Here is a 19,456-nt window from a genome sequence, read left to right on the forward strand (position 1 = left end):
AATCATGATTATTTGCTCTATCTACAAAAGTGCTCGAAAAGATGAGATGTATCTCTATCTTGATAAACGAGATCAGTTAACTCGGGTTCCTGAACCGCTACTTGAAATGTTTGGTAAGCCACATCACGTGATGGATATGCCATTGACTAAAGACAGGAAGCTAGCGCGTATCGATGATACAGAAAAGCTACTCAGTGATTTGAAAGAGAAAGGATATTATCTTCAAATGCCACCGCCTAAAGAGGACTACATGCTGGATCTTTATCAGGAACGCCCTGAAACAGGTGTCCGATAGTGGCTCAAGAAGTTTTTTGGCGGAGTAAAACGCTTGATCAAATGACATCCATTGAATGGGAATCTCTTTGTGATGGCTGTGCATTGTGTTGTCTTCATAAAATTGAAGATGAAGATACGCAAGAAGTATTTTACACAACGGTGGTGTGTCATTTAATGGATGATAGTTGCCGGTGTACGCAGTACGAAAAACGAACCGAGCTGGTTCCTAGTTGTGTGAAGCTGCGCCCTGAGGATGTAGAGGCATTTCATTGGTTGCCTCCTACGTGTGCGTATCGATTGATTTATGAAGGTCAGCCCTTACCGGAATGGCACCCACTTATATCGGGAAAAGAGAACTCAGTGATTGATGCGGGCGCATCTGTCCTGCACATCTATTCGGTAAAAGATAATGAGATCAGTGAAGATGACTTGATAGATTATGTGCTCGACGAATAATAGTTGATGTTATGAATAAAAAAAGGAGCGCGATGCGCTCCTTTTTTGTGGCTCAAAACAACTATTAGTTGTTCTGGTTAGCCATTTGCGCTTTGATCAGGTCACCGATGGTTGTTGGACCAGCAGTCTCAACTTCCTGGTTACGTACAGCAGCGATAGCTGCTTTTTCGTCTGCCTGGTCTTTTGCACGAATAGATAACGTGATAGCACGGCTACGACGATCAATGTTAGTGATCTTCGCTTCCACTTCGTCACCTTCTTTCAGGGCAGTTGTTGCATCTTCGATGCGCTCTGCACTGATTTCAGATACTTTCAGTGTGCCTTCGATGCCTTCAGCTAGTTCGATAACTGCGCCTTTAGCGTCAACCGACTTAACAGTACCTTTTACGATGCTGTTTTTCTCGTTAGCTGCAGCGTATTCAGCGAAAGGATCGCTATCTAGCTGCTTAACGCCCAGAGAGATACGCTCTTTCTCTGCATCGATAGACAGGATAACGGCTTCAACTTCGTCGCCTTTCTTGAACTGGCGAAGTGCTGCTTCTGCATCGCCTTCCCAGCTGATGTCAGACATGTGAACCAGACCGTCAAGGTCGTTTTCTAGGCCAACGAAAATACCAAAGTCAGTGATCGTTTTGATCTGGCCAGATACTTTGTCGTTTGTAGCGTATTTCTCAGCAAAAGCAACCCATGGGTTAACTGTGCACTGTTTGATACCTAGAGAAATACGGCGACGCTCTTCATCAACGTCTAGGATCATGACTTCAACAGCTTCACCGATGCTAACAACTTTAGATGGGTGAATGTTTTTGTTAGTCCAAGACATTTCAGATACGTGAACCAGACCTTCAACGCCGTCTTCGATAGATGCGAAGCAGCCGTAATCAGTCAGGTTAGTGATGCGAGCATTGCACTTCGTACCTGCTGGGTAACGGTTTTTGATTGCTTCCCATGGATCTTCAGACAACTGCTTAAGACCTAGAGAGATACGACCAGTTTCTTTGTCGAACTTAATGATCTTAACAGAGATCTCATCACCTGGGTTCAGCATCTCAGATGGGTGAGAAATACGCTTCCACGCCATATCTGTAATGTGAAGTAGGCCGTCTACACCGCCTAGGTCGATGAAAGCACCGTAGTTAGTCAGGTTCTTAACAAAACCTTTAGCAACCTGGCCTTCTTCCAGTGCTGCAAGAATTTCGTCGCGCTGAGCGCTGTTCGCTTCTTGAAGAACTGCACGGCGAGAAACAACAACGTTGTTACGCTTCTGATCTAATTTGATCAGTTTGAAATCTAGCTCTTTGCCTTCTAGGTGGTCAACATCACGTACTGGGCGAACGTCTACCAATGAACCTGGCAGGAAGCCTTGAATGTTGTTGATGCTAACGGTGAAACCACCTTTAACCTTGCCGCTGATAACACCTGTAACAGTTTCTTCAGCGTCAAATTTAGCCTGCAGTACTTCCCATGCTTCCGCACGTTTAGCTTTTTCACGAGACAGTTTGGTTTCACCAAAACCATCTTCTACTGCTTCCAGAGAAACTTTAACGCTGTCACCGATCTGGATTTCCAGTTCGTTTGCGTCATTGAGGAACTGAGAGCGAGGAATCACAGCTTCAGATTTAAGACCAGCGTTAACAGTAACCCAGTCACTATCGATATCAACAACTTCACCCATTACTAGGGTGCCAGGAGTCATGTCTACATTAAGAAGGGATTCTTCAAACAGTTCAGCAAAGCTTTCGCTCATGAAAGTGTCCTATATTTTGGCCGTAGCTCCAGAAAATTGGGGCTTAGCGGCACGTAACCTGTATCGTCAGCTTACAGGGTCAGATCAGTAAATAGATATCCGACCGCTACGCTGACGACGGCCGAAATCATATATTTAGGAGGGCGTATTATACAGTAATGTGCGGGAAGTAGGTAGGGCTAACCTTGATCTTTATCCAGTTGCTCGCGTAATGTGAGTTGGCAAGGTTCTATCACGGTAGATAAATCCTGATAAAGTGCTTCAGGTAGGATAGAGGCGTCCTCAGTTCTAAAGTAACCTGCCAGCTTTCTTTCTTCGGCTGGGGAGTTAGCCGCGACTTCTATACCATCGCCTATGCAAAATGCATAGCCGGGTAAGTAGTCACTGATGACGTTCTGTTTTTTATCTTCTGATAGCATTAAACGGTTACGCGTAATATAGGCTTTATATTCGGCTGCACCGGCAGCGGCCATCGTTTCTATCTGAATGGTCGAAAAACGCTCAGCATCAGGGTTGCGTATTAAAAAGGCTCTGAGTTGCCGCTCAACACCTTTAAGCTCATCTATTAGCTTCTCTGGGGCGAAACGTTCGTTTAGTTTCTTATACTCTTCCAGTTCTGCAATCTGCAGCTGAAGTGCCTCTATGGAGTCTTGTAAATCTTTATTTTCGGTTAGAAGATTTTCTTTGTCTCTAATTAGGCTGCGGATCACCTTTTGCGTAGGGGTTAACTTATCTTCATCAAAAGTTGGCGGTAGCTGTTTTGTACCCAACTCACCTGTGGTCTCGAAACTTCGGGTAGTTGCAACCATTTCATAGCCAAAGCGTTCAAGCTCTTTTTTGTTTTGAGCGTGTTGTGCTTGCATCCGCTGATAGATCAAGTATCCCCCCGCTGCTATACCTATCAGCAGGAGGGGAGTGACAATGTAAAATACCAGTTGGGCCTTAGAACGTGCCATACTCTCCTCAGAAACTTATCAACGCTATTAATTGTTCGCTGCGTTAAGTTGACCGGTAAGCGCTACATAATCCAACAGCACCATACCGCTTTCATGCAGTATAGCTTCAGATTCTGGTGTTAATGGGCGGCCAGTGTGATCTTTATTTAAGTCTTCCAGTTCTGTTAGTGATGATACAGGCGCTAACCCTTTGGCTAATCTGCGTTTATTTTCCGCTTCGAGTTGCCATTTATCTGTTTGATCTCGCTTCTCTTGCAGTTTTTGGTAATTAAGTGGGATGCTCTCATCTTTTCGCATCTCAGCCAGTCGTGCAATTTGTTCCCGCATGTAATTAAAATCTGGCTGGTTTTCTATTCTGGCCATATGGTTGCGCTCAAGCGTTTGCTTAATGGGTGACAAACTGCGGTAAACGCCGTGTCTAGCTTCTTGTACGGTATCCCAAGGTAAAGCCCTTTGAAGTGAGCTTTCACCTACTTCATCATTATCATATAGGCTGGGGAAGCTGATATCTGGAATGATGCCTTTGTTTTGTGTGCTTTCCCCTGAAATACGGTAAAACTTGGCATTAGTGAATTTTAGTTGACCGTGATTGAGGGGTAGCAGGGTTTGTACAGTGCCTTTGCCAAAAGTTTGGCTGCCCATAACAATCCCTCTTTGGTAGTCTTGGATCGCACCCGCAAATATTTCGGATGCGGAGGCGCTTAAGCGGTTTACCACCACGCCGAGCGGCCCATTGTAGGCGACTTTGGGGTTGAAATCCCCAAGAATATCAACACGTCCATTGGGGTCGCGGATCTGTACTGTAGGGCCGCGATCAATAAAGAGTCCGACAAGTTCATTCGCTTCTCTCAGTGAGCCGCCACCGTTGTTGCGCAGATCAATAATCAGGCCGTGAATGCCTTCCTGAGTGAGCTCAGTAACCAGTTTTTCAACATCTCGGGTGGTGCTTTTGTAGTTCTTGTCGCCCCGTTGTAAGGCAGAAAAGTCTATATAGAATGCTGGTATGTCAACCACGCCTATCTTATAAATTCTGTCATTATGAACGACGTCAATAATTCTTTTCTGTGCGGCTTGTTCTTCAAGTTTGACAGTGTTCCGCTCAATAGGGACGATACGTCGAGCAGATTTATCGTCGCTGGGGATAATTTCCAAGCGCACTAAGGAACCTTTAGGGCCTCGTATTTTGTCCACGACATCATCGAGTCGCCATCCAACCACATCTTCTATATCACCCTCTTGACCTTGCCCGACACCAACGATGACATCTGCGGCTTTCAACTGACCTGTTTTATCGGCAGGCCCAGCAGGCACTAAGCGAACAATCTTCGTGAATTCATTTTCACTTTGTAGCACAGCACCGATGCCTTCTAGGGAAAGGCTCATGTTGATTTTGAAGTTTTCAGATGTTCGGGGGGAAAAGTAAGAAGTGTGTGGATCGAAATATTTTGTAAAGGTGTTAGCAAAGCGCTGGAACACATCTTCGCTTTTCGTTTGTGTAAGGCGTGCTAGCTGATTTTTGTAACGTTTAATCAAGGCTTCGCGTGCTTGTGCTTCAGTCTTATCAGCTAAGATAAGGTTTAGTAGGGCGCTTTTGACTCGTTTACGCCATAAGTCATTCATCTCTGCCTCAGTGGCAACCCATGGATCATCTTCTCGATTTGTATCCAGAAACTCATCTAGGGTGAGGTTAAAAGGTGTTGCATCTTCTAGGCGATTGATCGCATGGGTGAGCCGATCTTTGGTACGCACTTGCAGACGGTTGAAAATATGAAAAGGTATCTCCAAATCTCCGGACTTGATGGCATCGTCCAGTAACAGCCGATAAGCTTGGAACTCGTCAATATCAACCTGATAAAACAGGCTTCGTGAGGGGTCCAGTTCATCTAAATATTTATCTAACAAGTTGGATGATAATGAGTCATCAATGGATACTTTATTGTAGTGGCTGCTGTTAAGAGATCTAACGATCTCTTTGATTGTGCTTTTGTGAGTATCATCAGGAAGTAGAGTTGTGAGGTCTGCTACTGCAAAAGAAACAGCCGGTGAAAGCAGGCACGCAGCCAGTGTAATCCGAAAACCTTTAAGCATAATCTCTCTTCTACGTCCAAATTCGATACAGTTATGACAGATTCTTAAATCTGTTGTTCCATAAATAATATTATCTGAGTGTAGCTATCGGTCCGTCTAATGTAAAATCAATGCGTTAATCCACTTTATATGAAGAAGGCAGGGCAAATGAAGGTGAGATCTCTTTGGTGTGTAGCGTTGGGCACCTTACTACTAATCGGGTGTGGTGAAGATCCTGAGAAAGCTGCTTTTCGCCAACAATTGATTGATAAAGCCCTTAATGATGAAACCCGCAAAGCAGGTGATGCTTATCTTACTGAGAACGCTACGCAAGAGGGTGTCATCACATTGCCGAGTGGTTTGCAATATAGAATCTTGGTAGAGGGTCAGGGTGAGCGCCCTACGATGAGAGACAGTGTTGAAGTTCACTATGAAGGAACGCGTGTGGATGGATATGTATTTGATAGCTCTTACCAGCGCAATAAATCTTCTGTTTTTCCTCTCAAGAGTGTCATTAAAGGGTGGCAAGAAGCACTTATTAAAATGCCGGTAGGAAGTACGTGGATGTTGTATCTACCAGCTAAGTTAGCATATGGGGCGACCAGCCCATCAGTAGATATCCCCGCTAATTCAACTCTGATCTTTAAAGTTGAGTTACTTAATGTCATGAATGAAGGTGAAAAAAATAATGGGTGAGCAAGAGCAGTTAAATCGATTGGTGGCGTTTTTGCATAAGTCTCCAACGCCCTTTCATGCTGTCAGTAATATGAAGTCGCGGTTAGAAGAGGCGGGTTACCAGCAGTTATCGGAGAAGGCCTCTTGGCAATTACAACCCGGTGGTCAATATTTCATAATCCGAAATGATGCCTCTTTGGTTGCCTGGAAAATGCCGAAAGCGAAAGACCTAATCACATCAGGGTTTCGAATGATTGGTGCCCATACCGACTCACCTTGCCTGAAAGTAAAACCTAATCCTGAGCTGCATAAGCATGGGTATTTTCAGTTGGGTGTAGAGGTTTATGGCGGGGTACTATTAGGTCCATGGTTTGATAGAGATCTGTCGCTGGCAGGGCGAGTCAGCTTTCAAGATGAAGAGGGACAATTAAGGCAAGCCCTCATTGACTTTGAAAAACCTATTGCCGTGATTCCTAGCCTGGCTATCCATTTAGACCGAGAGGCGAACAGTGGCCGTGCTATCAATGCGCAAACCTTTTTACCGCCAATACTTGGCCAGGCGGGTGAAAAGCCTGATTTTAGAGCGCTCTTAAAACAGCAAATAGAAAGAGAGGGGGCTCATGTCAGTCAAGTGCTGGATTACGAATTATCCTTCTATGATACCCAGCCGCCGGGTCTTGTGGGTTTAAATGATGAGTTTCTCACCTCAGCGCGCCTAGATAACTTACTTAGTTGTTTTATGGGCTTAGAAGCCTTACTCAGTAGTGATTTGGTCGAAGGACAACTGTTGATCTGCACGGATCATGAAGAGGTCGGCAGTATGAGTGCGTCAGGAGCGCAAGGGCCTCTACTGGATCACTTGATCGAGCGCTTGCTGCCCGATGCCGAAAACAGGGCGCGTGCCTTGGCGGCATCCATGATGATATCCGCTGATAACGCTCATGGTATACACCCCAACTTCTCGGACAAGCATGATGCCAATCATGGCCCCCTTATTAATCAGGGTCCTGTTATTAAGTTAAATGCAAACCAGCGATATGCAACAACGGATATTACAAGCTCAATGTTCCGGATCCTTGCTGAGCAGGAAAATGTCCCTGTTCAGGAGTTTGTTGTGAGGTCTGATATGGCTTGTGGTAGCACGATAGGCCCAATCACCTCGGCAGAAATTGGTGTGAAAACATTAGATATAGGTGTTCCCCAGTTTGCTATGCATTCTATTCGGGAGATGGCCGGAAGTCAGGATGTGATTAACACGATTAAGGTGTTAAGCCGCTTTTATCGAGCTGAGCAGGTTTAGAGCACTGACTAAAAGAAGGGGAGATATTAGCCCCCCTTCTTTATATCGTTACAGGTTTGCTACCTGATTATTAAACGCTACGGCATCTTTATTGTGAGTGTTGCCTTCGATCAAAACTTCCCATGACATATCGAAGTGGTGCAGATAGGCATGGCACTCCGTGCATTTATACATTTGACTGTTTGGCAGTGAACTCAGAAGCTTCAAGGTAGAGTGTGGGCGAGCAGTATTTGAAGTTAACAGCTGTTGGCAGCTGCGACAGGTGTTATCCATAACATGAGATCCCATCAGTGATTATCAAATTTTAATGTTACTGTGTTTACGGATTTAGGTTAATAGGAAAAATTCCTAATTACTGAGTGTGCATTCTATTTTCAGCTGTGAAATTGGGTATCTCTGACTGGCAGTTTATCGTTTGTCGCGTTAGGATGACGCATAATTCCTGTGGGGTGTTTCCGGCTTGTTAGCCATCTGGCGATTCCGTTCCTCTCAGTTATGCTTAAATTTAAATCTTATTGGGAGTTTCGCATGCAGATTGCTGAAAATTCAGTTGTTACTATTCACTACACATTAACTAATAGTGAAGGTGAGGTACTTGATTCATCACAGGGTCAAGAGCCATTAGCTTACTTAGCAGGCGCTAGTAATATCATTCCAGGATTGGAAAATGCACTAACAGGCAAGCAGGTAGGCGATAAACTGGATGTCACTGTCGAGCCGGAAGAAGCTTATGGCCCACTGCGTGAAGAGTTAGTCCAAAAAGTTGATCATGAAAACTTCCAAGGGATCGATGATATTCAGGTAGGTATGCAGTTTATGGCGCAGGCGCCTTGGGGCGAGCAGCCGGTTACAGTGATGGCTGTCGAGGAAGATGGAATAACGTTGGACGGCAATCACCCGTTAGCGGGTCAGACGCTCACATTTGCAGTTGAAGTGATGGCCGTTCGTTCAGCTACAGATGAAGAGCTTCAGCATGGTCATGCCCATGGTGAGGGTGGTCATCACCACTAATTGTTCAAACTTCTCATGACGCAGCTTTTAGGCTGCGTTTTTTTTGCCTGAAATTTGGTTTTGTAGGCTATGCTGAACAAAGCTATGCTGGTGTGGTCTAGAATAAACCATAGTAATTGATTGAATTTAGAGGGATATATGAGAGACAAGGTAGAACAGGCAATTGCCTCAATGTCATCAGTTGTTATGGGGAAGGAGTCATCTGTTAAGCTTGCCGTTGCTTGTTTGTTGGCACGGGGGCATCTATTAATAGAAGACTTACCTGGGATGGGGAAAACCACGCTGGCTCATACCTTGGCTCATGTGTTTGATTTAGACTATCGACGAGTGCAGTTTACTAGCGACATGTTGCCAGCAGATATCTTGGGGGGGGCGATTTTCGACCAAAAAGAGGGGTTATTCCAATTTCACCCAGGCCCTGTCTTTACCCAGTTGCTACTCGCAGATGAAATCAATCGCTCCACGCCTAAAACTCAAAGTGCTTTGTTAGAAGCGATGGAAGAACGTCAGGTTTCCAGTGAAGGTGTAACAAGAAAATTACCTGAACCCTTCTTTGTAATAGCCACGCAAAATCCTATTAGTCAATATGGCACTTTCCCGTTGCCAGAGTCGCAGCTGGATCGTTTTTTGATGCGGATATCAATTGGATATCCTGATCAGGAAACAGAACGAGCATTGCTCAAACATGGTGATACGCGCCATGATATTGCTAATCTCACCGTCTGTATGAATAGTCAGGAGTTGTTGTCGGTACAAGCGGTGTGCGATGAAATTTTGGTTTCTGATGCGGTGATTGACTATGTACAACGGCTAAGCCAGGCAAGCCGCGATGCTGATGAGATTGAGCTGGGCTTATCCCCCCGAGGTGCTTTGGCTTTGTTGCAAGCGGCAAAAGCATGGGCATATCTTGAGAATAGAGACTACGTAGTGCCTGATGATATTCAGCACGTATTCCCCCAAGTAGTTAAACACCGTCTGCTACTTAAAACCGAAAGAGACCGAAGTGTAGATCCCATAACGATGTTGCTTCAGCGTGTGGATATGTTGAGTGTGTTATGAAGCTCTGGTCAAGATTAAATGCCCGGTTCAGGCAATGGGTTTTAGCGCGACATCCGCGTGAAAAAGAGACGATATTAACCCAAAAACGTATTTATATACTTCCGACAGGGGCAGGAGTCGCCTTTTTAGTGGTCTCTCTGCTGGTTCTGTTACTAGCCATAAATTATGAGAATAACTTAGCCTACGCTGTATGCTTTACGATGCTGTCCCTGTTTATGACGGCCATTGTGCATACATATGCTAACTTGTCTGGGCTACAGGTCGAAGTGCTTTCCGTCTCACCGGTGTTTAAGGGGGATCAAGCCTTATTTCGCTTTCGTTTATATTCCCCTCGCGTATTGACCCAAGTCTCTTTTGGGTTTGATCAGCAAAAAGCGCAAGCATGGGATATACCCGCTGGTTCAAACCTAGTCATTGAGGTGCCGCTTCTGGCCGAGCATAGAGGCTGGCAAGAGATTGCTTTGCTACGGGTTAGCAGTCTTTACCCTTTAGGCTTTTTTAAAACATGGAGTTGGTTGGCTTTTGATCAGAGTGTGCTGGTGTACCCTTCGCCTGTAAAAGAGGATGGTGAACTGCAAGCTGCTGGAGGCTCCGTAATGGAGCCGCAAGCTTTGTCAAAAGGACAAGAGGATTTCCAAGAGTTGAAAGCTTATGGGTTTGGGATGCCTATCAATCGTATAGCCTGGAAGGTCTTTGCCAAAGGGCAGGGCTTACACGTTAAGTCTTACACTGGCGAAACGGGAGAGGATGTTTGGTTGAGCCTCAATATTTGGCCGAATCTCGGCTTGGAAGCGCGCTTGTCACGCTTAAGCTATTGGGTCTTGGAGCTGAGCCGAAAGGGTATCCCTTTTGGTTTAAACTTAAATGACGAGATATTGATGGGGCCTGACATCGGTGAGAATCACAAATTAGATGTCTTAAAAGCGCTTGCCTTGTACCGATCGGAGCCTCAAACCCATGACTAGCTCTGTTGCTTTACCCCCCGCTTCGCGCTTGTGGTTGCTGATGATGTTGCTGGGTGTCTGTGCGCCTCATTTCTCCGTGATACCCACTTGGTTGATGTTACTGACTGCGGGTGTACTCGTATGGAGTACGGCTACCGTACTTGGAAAAGTAACAGGTATTCCTAGGTGGTTGAAATGGGGGCTAGTTGTCGGGGTTATTATTGGTGTTTTTTTATCAGCCACCCGTGCAAAAGGATTAGAGGGGTTATCGACGTTATTAGTTGCAGGTGCCGTACTGAAGCTGTTAGAACTCAACACCCGTCGAGATGGCTGGGTATTGGTGTTAGTCGCCTGTTTTATCGCGGCGGTAGGTTTCCTTTTTAATCAATCCTTATTGGCTGCTATCTATGGCATATTGTCGTTATGGGTGATTTTTGCTGCCCTGATCTCTATGCACCAGACGGATAAGCTGGGAAATGATCTTAAACCACTTCAAAAAAGTGGTGTTATGTTACTTCAGTCCACACCATTTATGCTGGTTCTGTTTTTTCTCTTTCCACGTTTAGGGCCGCTGTGGAATGTGCAATATAAAAATAATGTTGCACAAACCGGCCTCTCGGAAATGATGGAGCCGGGAAGAGTAAGTGAGTTGGCGCGCTCAGAAAAAATAGCATTCAGGGCCAGTTTTGAGGGTAACAAGCCGCCAGCACTGGAGGAGAGGTACTGGAGGGTGATGACCTACAGTGACTTTGATGGCAGTCGCTGGTTGGTTGATGAAGAGCCAGCATCCAACGATACAATGCCGGTTATTAAACCATCTACACAGATCAACTATCAGGTTATCGCAGAAGCCTCCGCTCGGGAGTGGCTATTTACCTTGGATTATCCGCAGAGCATCAAGATCAGTGCGGTCAAGCAAGCCGATGGTACCTTTCGTGCGTTATCGCCCTTAATGGAAAGAGTGAGCTACTCAGCCACCTCAGTTATACAAAGAGCACCCGAAGCACTCACAGCTTTCCAGCGAAATAAATATTTGGCACTACCCTCACGGGGTAATCCAAGAACGCGGGCGCTGGTATCCTCGTGGTTACAGCAAGGGGTGACGCAAGCTGCTATCGTTGATACGCTTTTTAATCTATATCGCCAAAAGTTTTCCTATACCTTGTCCCCCGGAACGTTAGCCGGCGAGCGTATAGATCAGTTCCTGTTTGACTCGCAACAAGGGTTCTGTGAGCACTTTGCGGAGTCGAGTGTTTATATTCTCAGGCTTGCCGGTGTGCCCGCCCGTTTAGTAGGGGGGTATCTCGGTGGAGAGTGGAACCCTTTCGAAAACTACCTTCAAGTGCGACAGTATGAAGCCCACGCCTGGGCTGAAGCCTGGTTCCCTGATCAGGGCTGGGTAAGGTTAGACCCAACTGCAGCTGTTGCGCCTGAGCGTATTCTTCAGCCGTTTGATGAACTGTTTGGTGATGCCCCCGAGTTTGCTACCGAAACAGCCTTCTCGCTAATTAACCTAGAGAGTAATGTACAATGGATAGGGCAGCTACGGTTGCGCTATGAAGCACTTAACTACCAGTGGCATCGTTGGGTACTCGGTTATCATCATCAGCAAAATAACCTGATACAGGATTGGCTGGGTGGTATCAGCGTGCTCAAGATGCTGATGGTGTTAGGTTCGATTGCTCTTGTGTTAGGTGCTGTTATCTGGTGGTTATTGCGCACGCCCCGCGTAGCTCTACACGTCTTGGATGAAGATATTGAGGTCCTCAGTCGTCGCCTAGGACGTTTCAATAAATCTTTGGAAAGACAAACGGGAGAGACGGTGATGCACTATGCACAAAGGCTCAGTGAGTCTTTTCCTGAGACACAATCGCTGTTTCTACGTTGGGCAAAAGCTTTTCAGGCGCAACGTTATGCGCCAGGAAGGTATCCGGCTTCAGAGTATCGACTTATCTACAACCAGCTGGCTCGTGAAATAAAACACAAAAAATATCGAGCTAAACCGTAATGCGTCGCCACTATACAATTGACTCTGAAGTGGTGGATGTAGAAGTCATTTTAAGCAAGCGGAAAACGGCAGCTATTGAGGTACGCCAGAACAAGGTCAGACTGAAAGCCCCCTTGCGTACGCCTTTAGCTTGGATTGATGAATTTATCTGTTCTAAAGCTCACTGGATAGCGCGTCAATTACGTGAGCAGCGTACCCGTTATGAAAGCCATGCCATAGCGCTTGCTGAAAAACCTGAGGTTTTCTATTTAGGGCAGAGAGTGCCCGTTGTGATTACCGCAGGTGCTTCCAATACTACATCCCGCCTATCTGAAAAGGGCTTTTTAATTGATATCAGCCGACGGACTCGTCGTGACCAAACGCTGGTTGCTGATGAGTTGCTTCGAAGCTGGTTTGCGGATCAAGCGAGAATCGACTTAACGCGCCGGTTAGGTTATTTAGCTGAAACCACAGGGATGAAGCCCAAGGGTATGGTTATCGGAAACTATAAATCCTTATGGGGGCGATGTTCTGCAAAAGGTGAGATCGCACTGAATTGGCGTTTGTTATTAGCGCATCCTGAAGCAATTGATTACGTCATCATCCATGAATTGTGTCATTTACGAGAGTTTAATCACTCAGCGCGGTTTTGGAAGTTAGTGGCTGCGCATTGCCCAGACATGGAGATGTACCGGGATTACTTTAGGGAGCGGAGTGTTTGGTTAAACTGGCGATAGCGCCTTAGGCTGCAAAGGTGTTACTGGAGTTGTACTAAATGATGAGATGAATTTTGCTATTTTTGTATCAAAATTGACACAATTTAGAGTGATTTCTATAGGTTATGCTACATTTTAATGATTAAAAATCATGATAGATTGGTTAAGTAATCAGTGAGCCACAGCTAATAAAAATAATGCTAAGGAAAGACTATGAGCTTATACGGTGCAATTGAGCGAACTTTTTTCAACTCACTCACCAAAAAAATTGTGGGTAATGTTCTGTTTCTGTTAGCCCCCCATCTCGTCTTGTTATTTGTTGGCTTCTCTTTTTCTGAAGAGTTTGTAGCCACACTTAAGGGCATGAACCTATCGGATGAGCAAAGCTCTCTATTGTTAGAGATATTCGATCGGTTTTTATCGGTGGGGACCATTACCGTAGTTATCGCATTATTGGCGGGGGTTTTCTCTATCTTCTTTATGCGTCATCTCTTTCTTCGGCCAGTCAGTGCAATAACGCAAGTTCTGCGGCAAATTAAAGAGAAGGATGGTGATATTTCTGTGACGTTACCTGAGTTCACTCATGACGAAATCACCGATATGGCCGTTAGCTATAACCAATTTTCTGACAGTTTGAAAAAGATGATTGCGGAGTCTCGCCGCCGTAGTGTTAGCGTGGCCTTAAGTGCGACGCGTTTACAAAAAGTGTTATCACAGGCTTCCGCTTCTGTGTCGAAGCAGGAAGAGCAAGCGCAGTTGGTGTTCCAATCCAGTCAGGAGGCGACGCAAGCTATTGATGAGGTGGCTGGCAGTACTCTGATGATTGGTGAGAAAAACGGCGCTAATATGCAAGAAGTGCGCACCTCAAGCCAAGAGCTTATGAAGGTTCTGGATCAGATTAAATCCATTAGAGAACTCGTCAACAGCTTTCAGGATACTGTCGCGAAATTAAGTGAAAATTCCACGAATATCACCCATATACTATCGATGGTTCAAGACTTCTCGGATCAGACTAATTTGCTTGCACTAAATGCATCAATTGAAGCTGCTCGTGCGGGTGATGCGGGGCGAGGCTTTGCCGTGGTTGCTGATGAGGTCCGGAATTTATCAAGACAAGTAAGTGTGGCTACGAGTGAGATTGATAAAAACATTGGTGAAATGACTTCGTTGGTAGAAAGTACACGTACCAGTGCCGTTGATATTCAGGATTATGTACAAAATACGGAAGGCTTTATCGAAAATACTAATTCACAGTTTTTGAAGTTGGTGGATGATTTTGAAGAGGTGAATTCTCAGTTGTCGGGGATCAGTGCTGCCATCGATGAGCTTTCTTATACGAACAAACAGTCCCATCAGCACGTGTCCGAAATTACGGATATTGCGCAAGAGATTAAGCATGAGATGGATGAGTCACAAAAACACTCCAGTGAACTGGAAGTGGCTACCGAAGAGACTCAAGAGCTTCTATCTCGCTTTATTATCGGTTACGGCGGTTTTGAAAGCATGATCCTTTCGGGTCGCAAGTGGGCGCAACAAACCACTCAAGCCATTCAGAAATTAGCTGATAGTGGACATAACATATTTGATACGCAGTATCGTCGTACCAATGATGGACAGCAGCCAGAAAAATATGACCTGAGCTATACGAATGAGTTTGAGGCCCAGTTACAACCACTTTTTGATCGTTTTATTAGCGAGCGATCTGAGTTCATTTATGCGATTGCGATTGATAAAAATGGCTATGCACCAGCTCATCACGCTAAAGTATCCCACCCTATTACAGGAGACTTTTCGGTTGATAATCTGAAAAGTCGCCATAGACGAATTTTTGTGGGCAATCGTGCAGAAATTAGGCGTGCATCTCATACATCGCCTTTCCTACTGCAGACGTTTATTCGGGATACGGGCGAGGTACTAAATGATCTATCGATACCGATTTATATCAATGGGCAACATTGGGGAGCTTTGATTATGGGCTTTAACCCAGAGACATTACTTCAGGACTAAGTAATATGTTGTGCGCCCTATGGAGTATCCTTTAGGGCGCATGCACTTTGTTTAGCGTTTTTCCAGTGCGAGATAGTTATCAATCCCTTTGATTTTGTCTTCAGGGTGGTGGTTTACATAGAGCACTGAGGTCTCGCTCCCTGCGCAGATTTTTTCAATCAACGCTAAAACGAGTTGGCGGTTCATATCATCTAAGCCTAAACAAGGTTCATCCAGAATCAGCAAAGGCGGGTGCTTGACCATCGCTCGTGCGATCAACAGAAGACGCTGATCACCATAAGAGAGTTTATTAAACGGCTCATCAGCCCTATCGTTCATACCCAACAGAGCCAACCATTCGTCAGCTATCTTTTTCTGTCGCTCAGTGGCTTTTGTATATAGACCAATACTATCGTAGAAGCCTGAAATGATGACGTTCCTTAAGCCTGTACCTACCTTGTATTCCCATTGTAGTGCGGTCGATACATAACCAATAAACTGCTTAATTTGCCAGATACTTTCACCTTTACCTCGTTGAAAGCCAAAGACGAAAATATCGTTTACATAGCACTGTGGGTGGTCACCTGTGATTAACGACAAAAGCCCTGTCTTTCCACTACCGTTGGGGCCGCTGAGTTGCCAGTGCTGATTGCGCTCAATGGTCCAGTCCAATGAGTCGATGATCTTGTGGCCATCATAGGTAATGTTGATTTTATTTAGGCGAACCAGTGGTTGGTTTGGATCTAATGGAGGTAGACGATTGTCTGGATCTGCTTCCGGTACTTCAAGATTCGTTGTTTTAAGGTGGAGCAGTTGATAAAGCTCGCTATAGGCTTTGTCGTCGTTGCGCTCGATTTGCAGTTGTAAGCGTCCATGATCCACATAGGCTATATGGGTAATAAACTCAGGAAACTCATCAAAACGGTTTAATACCATTACCATCGGAACCGTTTCCACTAGCGAAGCTAAGTAATGTTGCAGCATCTCCAGTGTATGGGCGTCTAAGCCATCAAACGGTTCATCCAAAATAAGGAGATCCGGTTCGCTTGCCAGTGCCCGAATCAGCATGACTTTACGAGATTCTCCGGTAGATAGCTTGCGAAATGAACGATTAACCAGTCCCTCTAATTTGAACATCGTCACAAGCTTATCAATCAGTTCTGGGTTCCTGCCATTTTCACTGAGAATCTCATGGACAGGTGTGCCTTCGGAAATAACATCCATAATATCGGCATCATCTTTTTTTCGCTCGCGCTCGATGAGCTCTGCTTGAGCTTCAAAAGAGACTAGTCCGACCTTATCCGGGAGGCCTTCGATGCTACCCAAAAGTTGATTGCCCGCGCCGGCTAAAATAGCGGCTAGTGCGGACTTGCCTGAACCGTTAGCGCCGGTAATGACCCAATGCTGGCTATCATCCAGTTGCCAATTGATATCATCCATCTGGAAACGATCATCGAAATTAACGCTAAGATTGTCGAGACGAATATTCATATGTACCCGGTATTAGTTTTCAAAAGGAGAACAATTAAGACAAAGCTCAGTTAAAAAAAAGGCTAGGAGCAAAGTCCCAGCCTTCTATGACCTAAGCAAAAGCTCAGGGGTGATCCAAATTAAACGATCTTTTTCATGTCAGCCATATGGCCACGAAGTACTGCACCGATTGCTTCCACTGGGTGCGAACGCAGAGCTGTGTTTACTTCGATCAGGCGAGCGTTGTCCACGCCAGTGTCTTCTAGCTCAAGGCCCTTACCGATTACGTCGGTTTTTATGCCCTTCATGAAGTCAGCTAGCAGAGGCAAGCAAGCGTGGTTGTATAGGTAGCAACCATATTCAGCTGTATCAGAGATAGTTGCGTTCATCTCGTACAACTTCTTACGTGCGATCGTGTTTGCGATCAGCGGTGTTTCGTGCAGAGACTCGTAATATGCTGAATCAGCAATAATACCCGCAGCAGTCATAGTCTCGAATGCCAGTTCAACACCCGCTTTAACCATCGCGACCATCAGGATACCTTTATCGAAGTATTCCTGCTCAGAGATTTCGTAATCGCCAGCTGGTGTTTTCTCAAATGCGGTTTCAGCGGTTTCAGCGCGCCAGCCCAGCAGGTTTTTGTCATCGTTTGCCCAATCTTCCATCATAACGCGGGAGAAAGTGCCATCAATGATATCGTCCTGATGCTTGTTATACAGCGGACGCATGATTTGCTTCAGTTCTTCTGCTAAATCAAATGCTTTAATTTTAGCTGGGTTAGAAAGGCGATCCAGCATATTGGTGACACCACCGTATTTCAGGGCTTCTGTGATCGTTTCCCAGCCGTACTGGATCAACTTAGAGGCGTAACCCGGTTCGATACCTTCTTCAACCATCTTATCGAAGCACAACAAAGAGCCTGTCTGTAACATACCGCACAGGATTGTTTGTTCGCCCATCAGGTCAGATTTTACTTCCGCGATGAAAGATGACATCAACACGCCTGCTTTGTGGCCGCCAGTACCCGCAGCATAGGCTTTAGCCAGCGCTAGGCCTTCACCTTTAGGGTCGTTGTCTTCGTGAACAGCGATCAAAGTAGGAACGCCGAAGCCACGAACATATTCATTACGTACTTCAGAGCCTGGGCACTTAGGTGCAACCATGATAACAGTCAGGTCTTCACGGATTTTCATGCCTTCTTCAACAATGTTGAAACCGTGAGAGTAAGACAAACAAGCGCCTTCTTTCATCAGTGGCATAACTGCATTTACAACGGAAGTGTGTTGCTTATCGGGTGTCAGGTTCAGAACAACGTCAGCTGTAGGGATCAGTTCTTCATAAGTACCCACAACGAAACCATTCTCAGTCGCATTCTTCCAGGATTGGCGTTTCTCTGCGATAGCTGCTTCACGCAGGGCGTAAGAAACATCACAACCGCTATCACGCAGGTTCATACCCTGTGCCAGACCTTGAGCGCCACAACCGATAACAACCATTTTCTTGCCTTTAAGCGCTTCAACGCCGTCGCTGAATTCATCGATAGACATGAAGCGGCACTTGCCTAGTTGCTCTAGCTGTTCACGCAAAGGTAGCGTGTTGAAGTAGTTATTTGACATGACTGATATTCCGTTTAATTAAGTAATCATTGGGGCTGCAGTAACAACGGCAGCCCTGAAAGTAAACATCGCAATACTGAAGGGGTATTGTATCGCTAATACCAATGAGCGGCGTGGCTCATTCTGATATTTTTAGTGTGGGTACTGTAGCGAAAATTATTTCTTCCGTAAATCGATATAAATGCAACATAATGTATCAATATGTGAAACGATGGTGGGTGTAATCAGAGATGGATACAAAAACGCTCAAACACTTTTTGGCACTGGCGGATACACTGCACTTTGGTCGTGCCAGTGCTGCTTGTTTTATCAGCATCTCTGCGTTGTCACGCAATATTCGGCAGCTGGAAGATGAGTTAGGTGTTGTACTGTTTCAGCGTGATAATCGCTCTGTTGTACTAACCAGCGAAGGTGAGAAATTTGTTTTATATTCCCGGGAAGCGATCTCTCGATGGGATATGATACGTAACGAGTTAGCAGGCTCTGGTAATCAATTACACGGTGAGGTGAGCTTATATTGCTCCGTAACCGCAGTGTACAGTATTTTGTTTGACCTCTTCAGCCGTTTTCGCAACAACTACCCAAGCATTGAAATTAAGTTACATACCGGTGACCCTGAGCATGCAATTGCTAGAGTGATAGGGGGGGAGGACGATATCTCGATTGCTGCTTGTCCTGCGACGTTGCCTCGTGGTTTGGCGTTTCAGCCGATTACCGTTTCCCCTTTGGTTTTTATCGCGCCTGCGGAACAAACCGATCTTGACCTGCCCACTATTGCTCCCAACTCCCCTGAGGAGTGGGCTAAAGTGCCCATGGTTCTCTCTGAGGGTGGATTGGCACGTAATCGCATTGATGCGTGGTTTAAGAAAATGGGTATAAATCCTAGGGTTTATGCTCAGGTGGCGGGTAACGAGGCGATTGTGAGTATGGTGAGTTTAGGGTTAGGCGTAGGTGTTGTGCCTAAAATTGTTCTGGAAAACAGTCCTGTGGCAACACGGGTGAAGATCTTGGATGTACAGCCTGCTTTACAACCTTATGATGTGGGTATGTTTGCTTTACAGCGCAGTTTGAAAAACCCGTTGGTCAATGCGGTATGGTCGCTGGTGGGGGAGTCGTGAGCGGCTATTGTTAAGACGATTGTTAATCTTTGTGGTCTCAAAAGGTTGTGTATCTTTATTTAGAGCGGAGGT

16 protein-coding genes are annotated in these 19,456 nt (G+C 45.6%); 11 read left to right on the plus strand and 5 right to left on the minus strand.

The annotated features are described in order from the left end of the window. Positions 1–4 precede the first annotated feature (4 nt). A complete protein-coding gene (locus F0U83_RS05445) occupies positions 5–295 on the plus strand; it encodes a YcgL domain-containing protein (protein ID WP_138988572.1) in 291 nt (96 codons plus the stop codon). Further along, positions 295–732: a YcgN family cysteine cluster protein gene (locus tag F0U83_RS05450; RefSeq protein ID WP_138988573.1), complete on the plus strand. Its 438-nt coding sequence runs from the start codon at positions 295–297 to the stop codon at positions 730–732. The genes F0U83_RS05445 and F0U83_RS05450 overlap by 1 nt, the downstream gene beginning before the upstream one ends. A 64-nt stretch (positions 733–796) precedes the next feature. Here the strand turns inward: F0U83_RS05450 and rpsA are convergent, their stop codons facing one another. From rpsA to F0U83_RS05465, 3 genes are all read right to left on the minus strand, one after another. Then, positions 797–2,479: a 30S ribosomal protein S1 gene (rpsA, locus tag F0U83_RS05455; RefSeq protein ID WP_138988574.1), complete on the minus strand. Its 1,683-nt coding sequence runs from the start codon at positions 2,477–2,479 to the stop codon at positions 797–799. Between the two features lie 179 nt (positions 2,480–2,658). Continuing rightward, a complete protein-coding gene (locus F0U83_RS05460; RefSeq protein ID WP_138988575.1) occupies positions 2,659–3,435 on the minus strand; it encodes a hypothetical protein in 777 nt (258 codons plus the stop codon). Between the two features lie 27 nt (positions 3,436–3,462). Beyond that, the gene (locus F0U83_RS05465; RefSeq protein WP_138988576.1) at positions 3,463–5,523 is read right to left on the minus strand and encodes a carboxy terminal-processing peptidase; all 2,061 of its coding nucleotides are present in this window, start codon (positions 5,521–5,523) and stop codon (positions 3,463–3,465) included. A gap of 147 nt (positions 5,524–5,670) precedes the next feature. Here F0U83_RS05465 and F0U83_RS05470 point away from each other — a divergent pair, with 147 nt between their 5' ends. The 8 genes from F0U83_RS05470 to F0U83_RS05505 all read left to right on the plus strand — a co-directional run bounded on the left by F0U83_RS05470 (position 5,671) and on the right by F0U83_RS05505 (position 15,201). Next, complete coding sequence (locus F0U83_RS05470; protein ID WP_138988577.1) at positions 5,671–6,198, plus strand: BamJ family beta-barrel-assembly machinery protein; 528 nt, start codon at positions 5,671–5,673, stop codon at positions 6,196–6,198. Then, on the plus strand, positions 6,191–7,477 hold the full coding sequence (locus F0U83_RS05475; RefSeq protein ID WP_138988578.1) for a M18 family aminopeptidase: 1,287 nt from the start codon (positions 6,191–6,193) through the stop codon (positions 7,475–7,477). The genes F0U83_RS05470 and F0U83_RS05475 overlap by 8 nt, the downstream gene beginning before the upstream one ends. Before the next feature lie 528 nt (positions 7,478–8,005). Beyond that, positions 8,006–8,488: an FKBP-type peptidyl-prolyl cis-trans isomerase gene (locus F0U83_RS05480; protein ID WP_138988579.1), complete on the plus strand. Its 483-nt coding sequence runs from the start codon at positions 8,006–8,008 to the stop codon at positions 8,486–8,488. 138 nt (positions 8,489–8,626) lie between these two features. Continuing rightward, positions 8,627–9,547, plus strand: coding sequence for an AAA family ATPase (locus F0U83_RS05485; RefSeq protein WP_138988580.1), 921 nt, complete (start codon positions 8,627–8,629; stop codon positions 9,545–9,547). Then, the gene (locus F0U83_RS05490) at positions 9,544–10,512 is read left to right on the plus strand and encodes a DUF58 domain-containing protein (protein WP_138988581.1); all 969 of its coding nucleotides are present in this window, start codon (positions 9,544–9,546) and stop codon (positions 10,510–10,512) included. Before F0U83_RS05485 ends, F0U83_RS05490 begins: the two co-directional genes overlap by 4 nt. Continuing rightward, complete coding sequence (locus F0U83_RS05495) at positions 10,505–12,499, plus strand: transglutaminase TgpA family protein (RefSeq protein WP_138988582.1); 1,995 nt, start codon at positions 10,505–10,507, stop codon at positions 12,497–12,499. Before F0U83_RS05490 ends, F0U83_RS05495 begins: the two co-directional genes overlap by 8 nt. Further along, positions 12,499–13,215, plus strand: coding sequence for a M48 family metallopeptidase (locus F0U83_RS05500; RefSeq protein ID WP_138988583.1), 717 nt, complete (start codon positions 12,499–12,501; stop codon positions 13,213–13,215). The genes F0U83_RS05495 and F0U83_RS05500 overlap by 1 nt, the downstream gene beginning before the upstream one ends. A gap of 192 nt (positions 13,216–13,407) precedes the next feature. Further along, positions 13,408–15,201, plus strand: a complete 1,794-nt coding sequence (locus tag F0U83_RS05505) for a methyl-accepting chemotaxis protein (protein ID WP_138988584.1) — start codon at positions 13,408–13,410, stop codon at positions 15,199–15,201. Positions 15,202–15,252: 51 nt separating this feature from the next. Here the strand turns inward: F0U83_RS05505 and modF are convergent, their stop codons facing one another. Continuing rightward, complete coding sequence (modF, locus tag F0U83_RS05510; protein WP_138988585.1) at positions 15,253–16,671, minus strand: molybdate ABC transporter ATP-binding protein ModF; 1,419 nt, start codon at positions 16,669–16,671, stop codon at positions 15,253–15,255. Positions 16,672–16,790: 119 nt separating this feature from the next. After that, the gene (gene ilvC, locus F0U83_RS05515) at positions 16,791–18,266 is read right to left on the minus strand and encodes a ketol-acid reductoisomerase (RefSeq protein WP_138988586.1); all 1,476 of its coding nucleotides are present in this window, start codon (positions 18,264–18,266) and stop codon (positions 16,791–16,793) included. Positions 18,267–18,496: 230 nt separating this feature from the next. Here ilvC and ilvY point away from each other — a divergent pair, with 230 nt between their 5' ends. Next, positions 18,497–19,384 (plus strand): HTH-type transcriptional activator IlvY, encoded by an 888-nt coding sequence (gene ilvY / locus F0U83_RS05520; RefSeq protein ID WP_138988587.1) that lies wholly within the window; start codon positions 18,497–18,499, stop codon positions 19,382–19,384. Positions 19,385–19,456: the final 72 nt, after the last annotated feature.

Origin of the sequence: Neptunomonas concharum, assembly GCF_008630635.1 — a bacterium.
Classification (GTDB): Bacteria; Pseudomonadota; Gammaproteobacteria; order Pseudomonadales; family Balneatricaceae; genus Neptunomonas; species Neptunomonas concharum.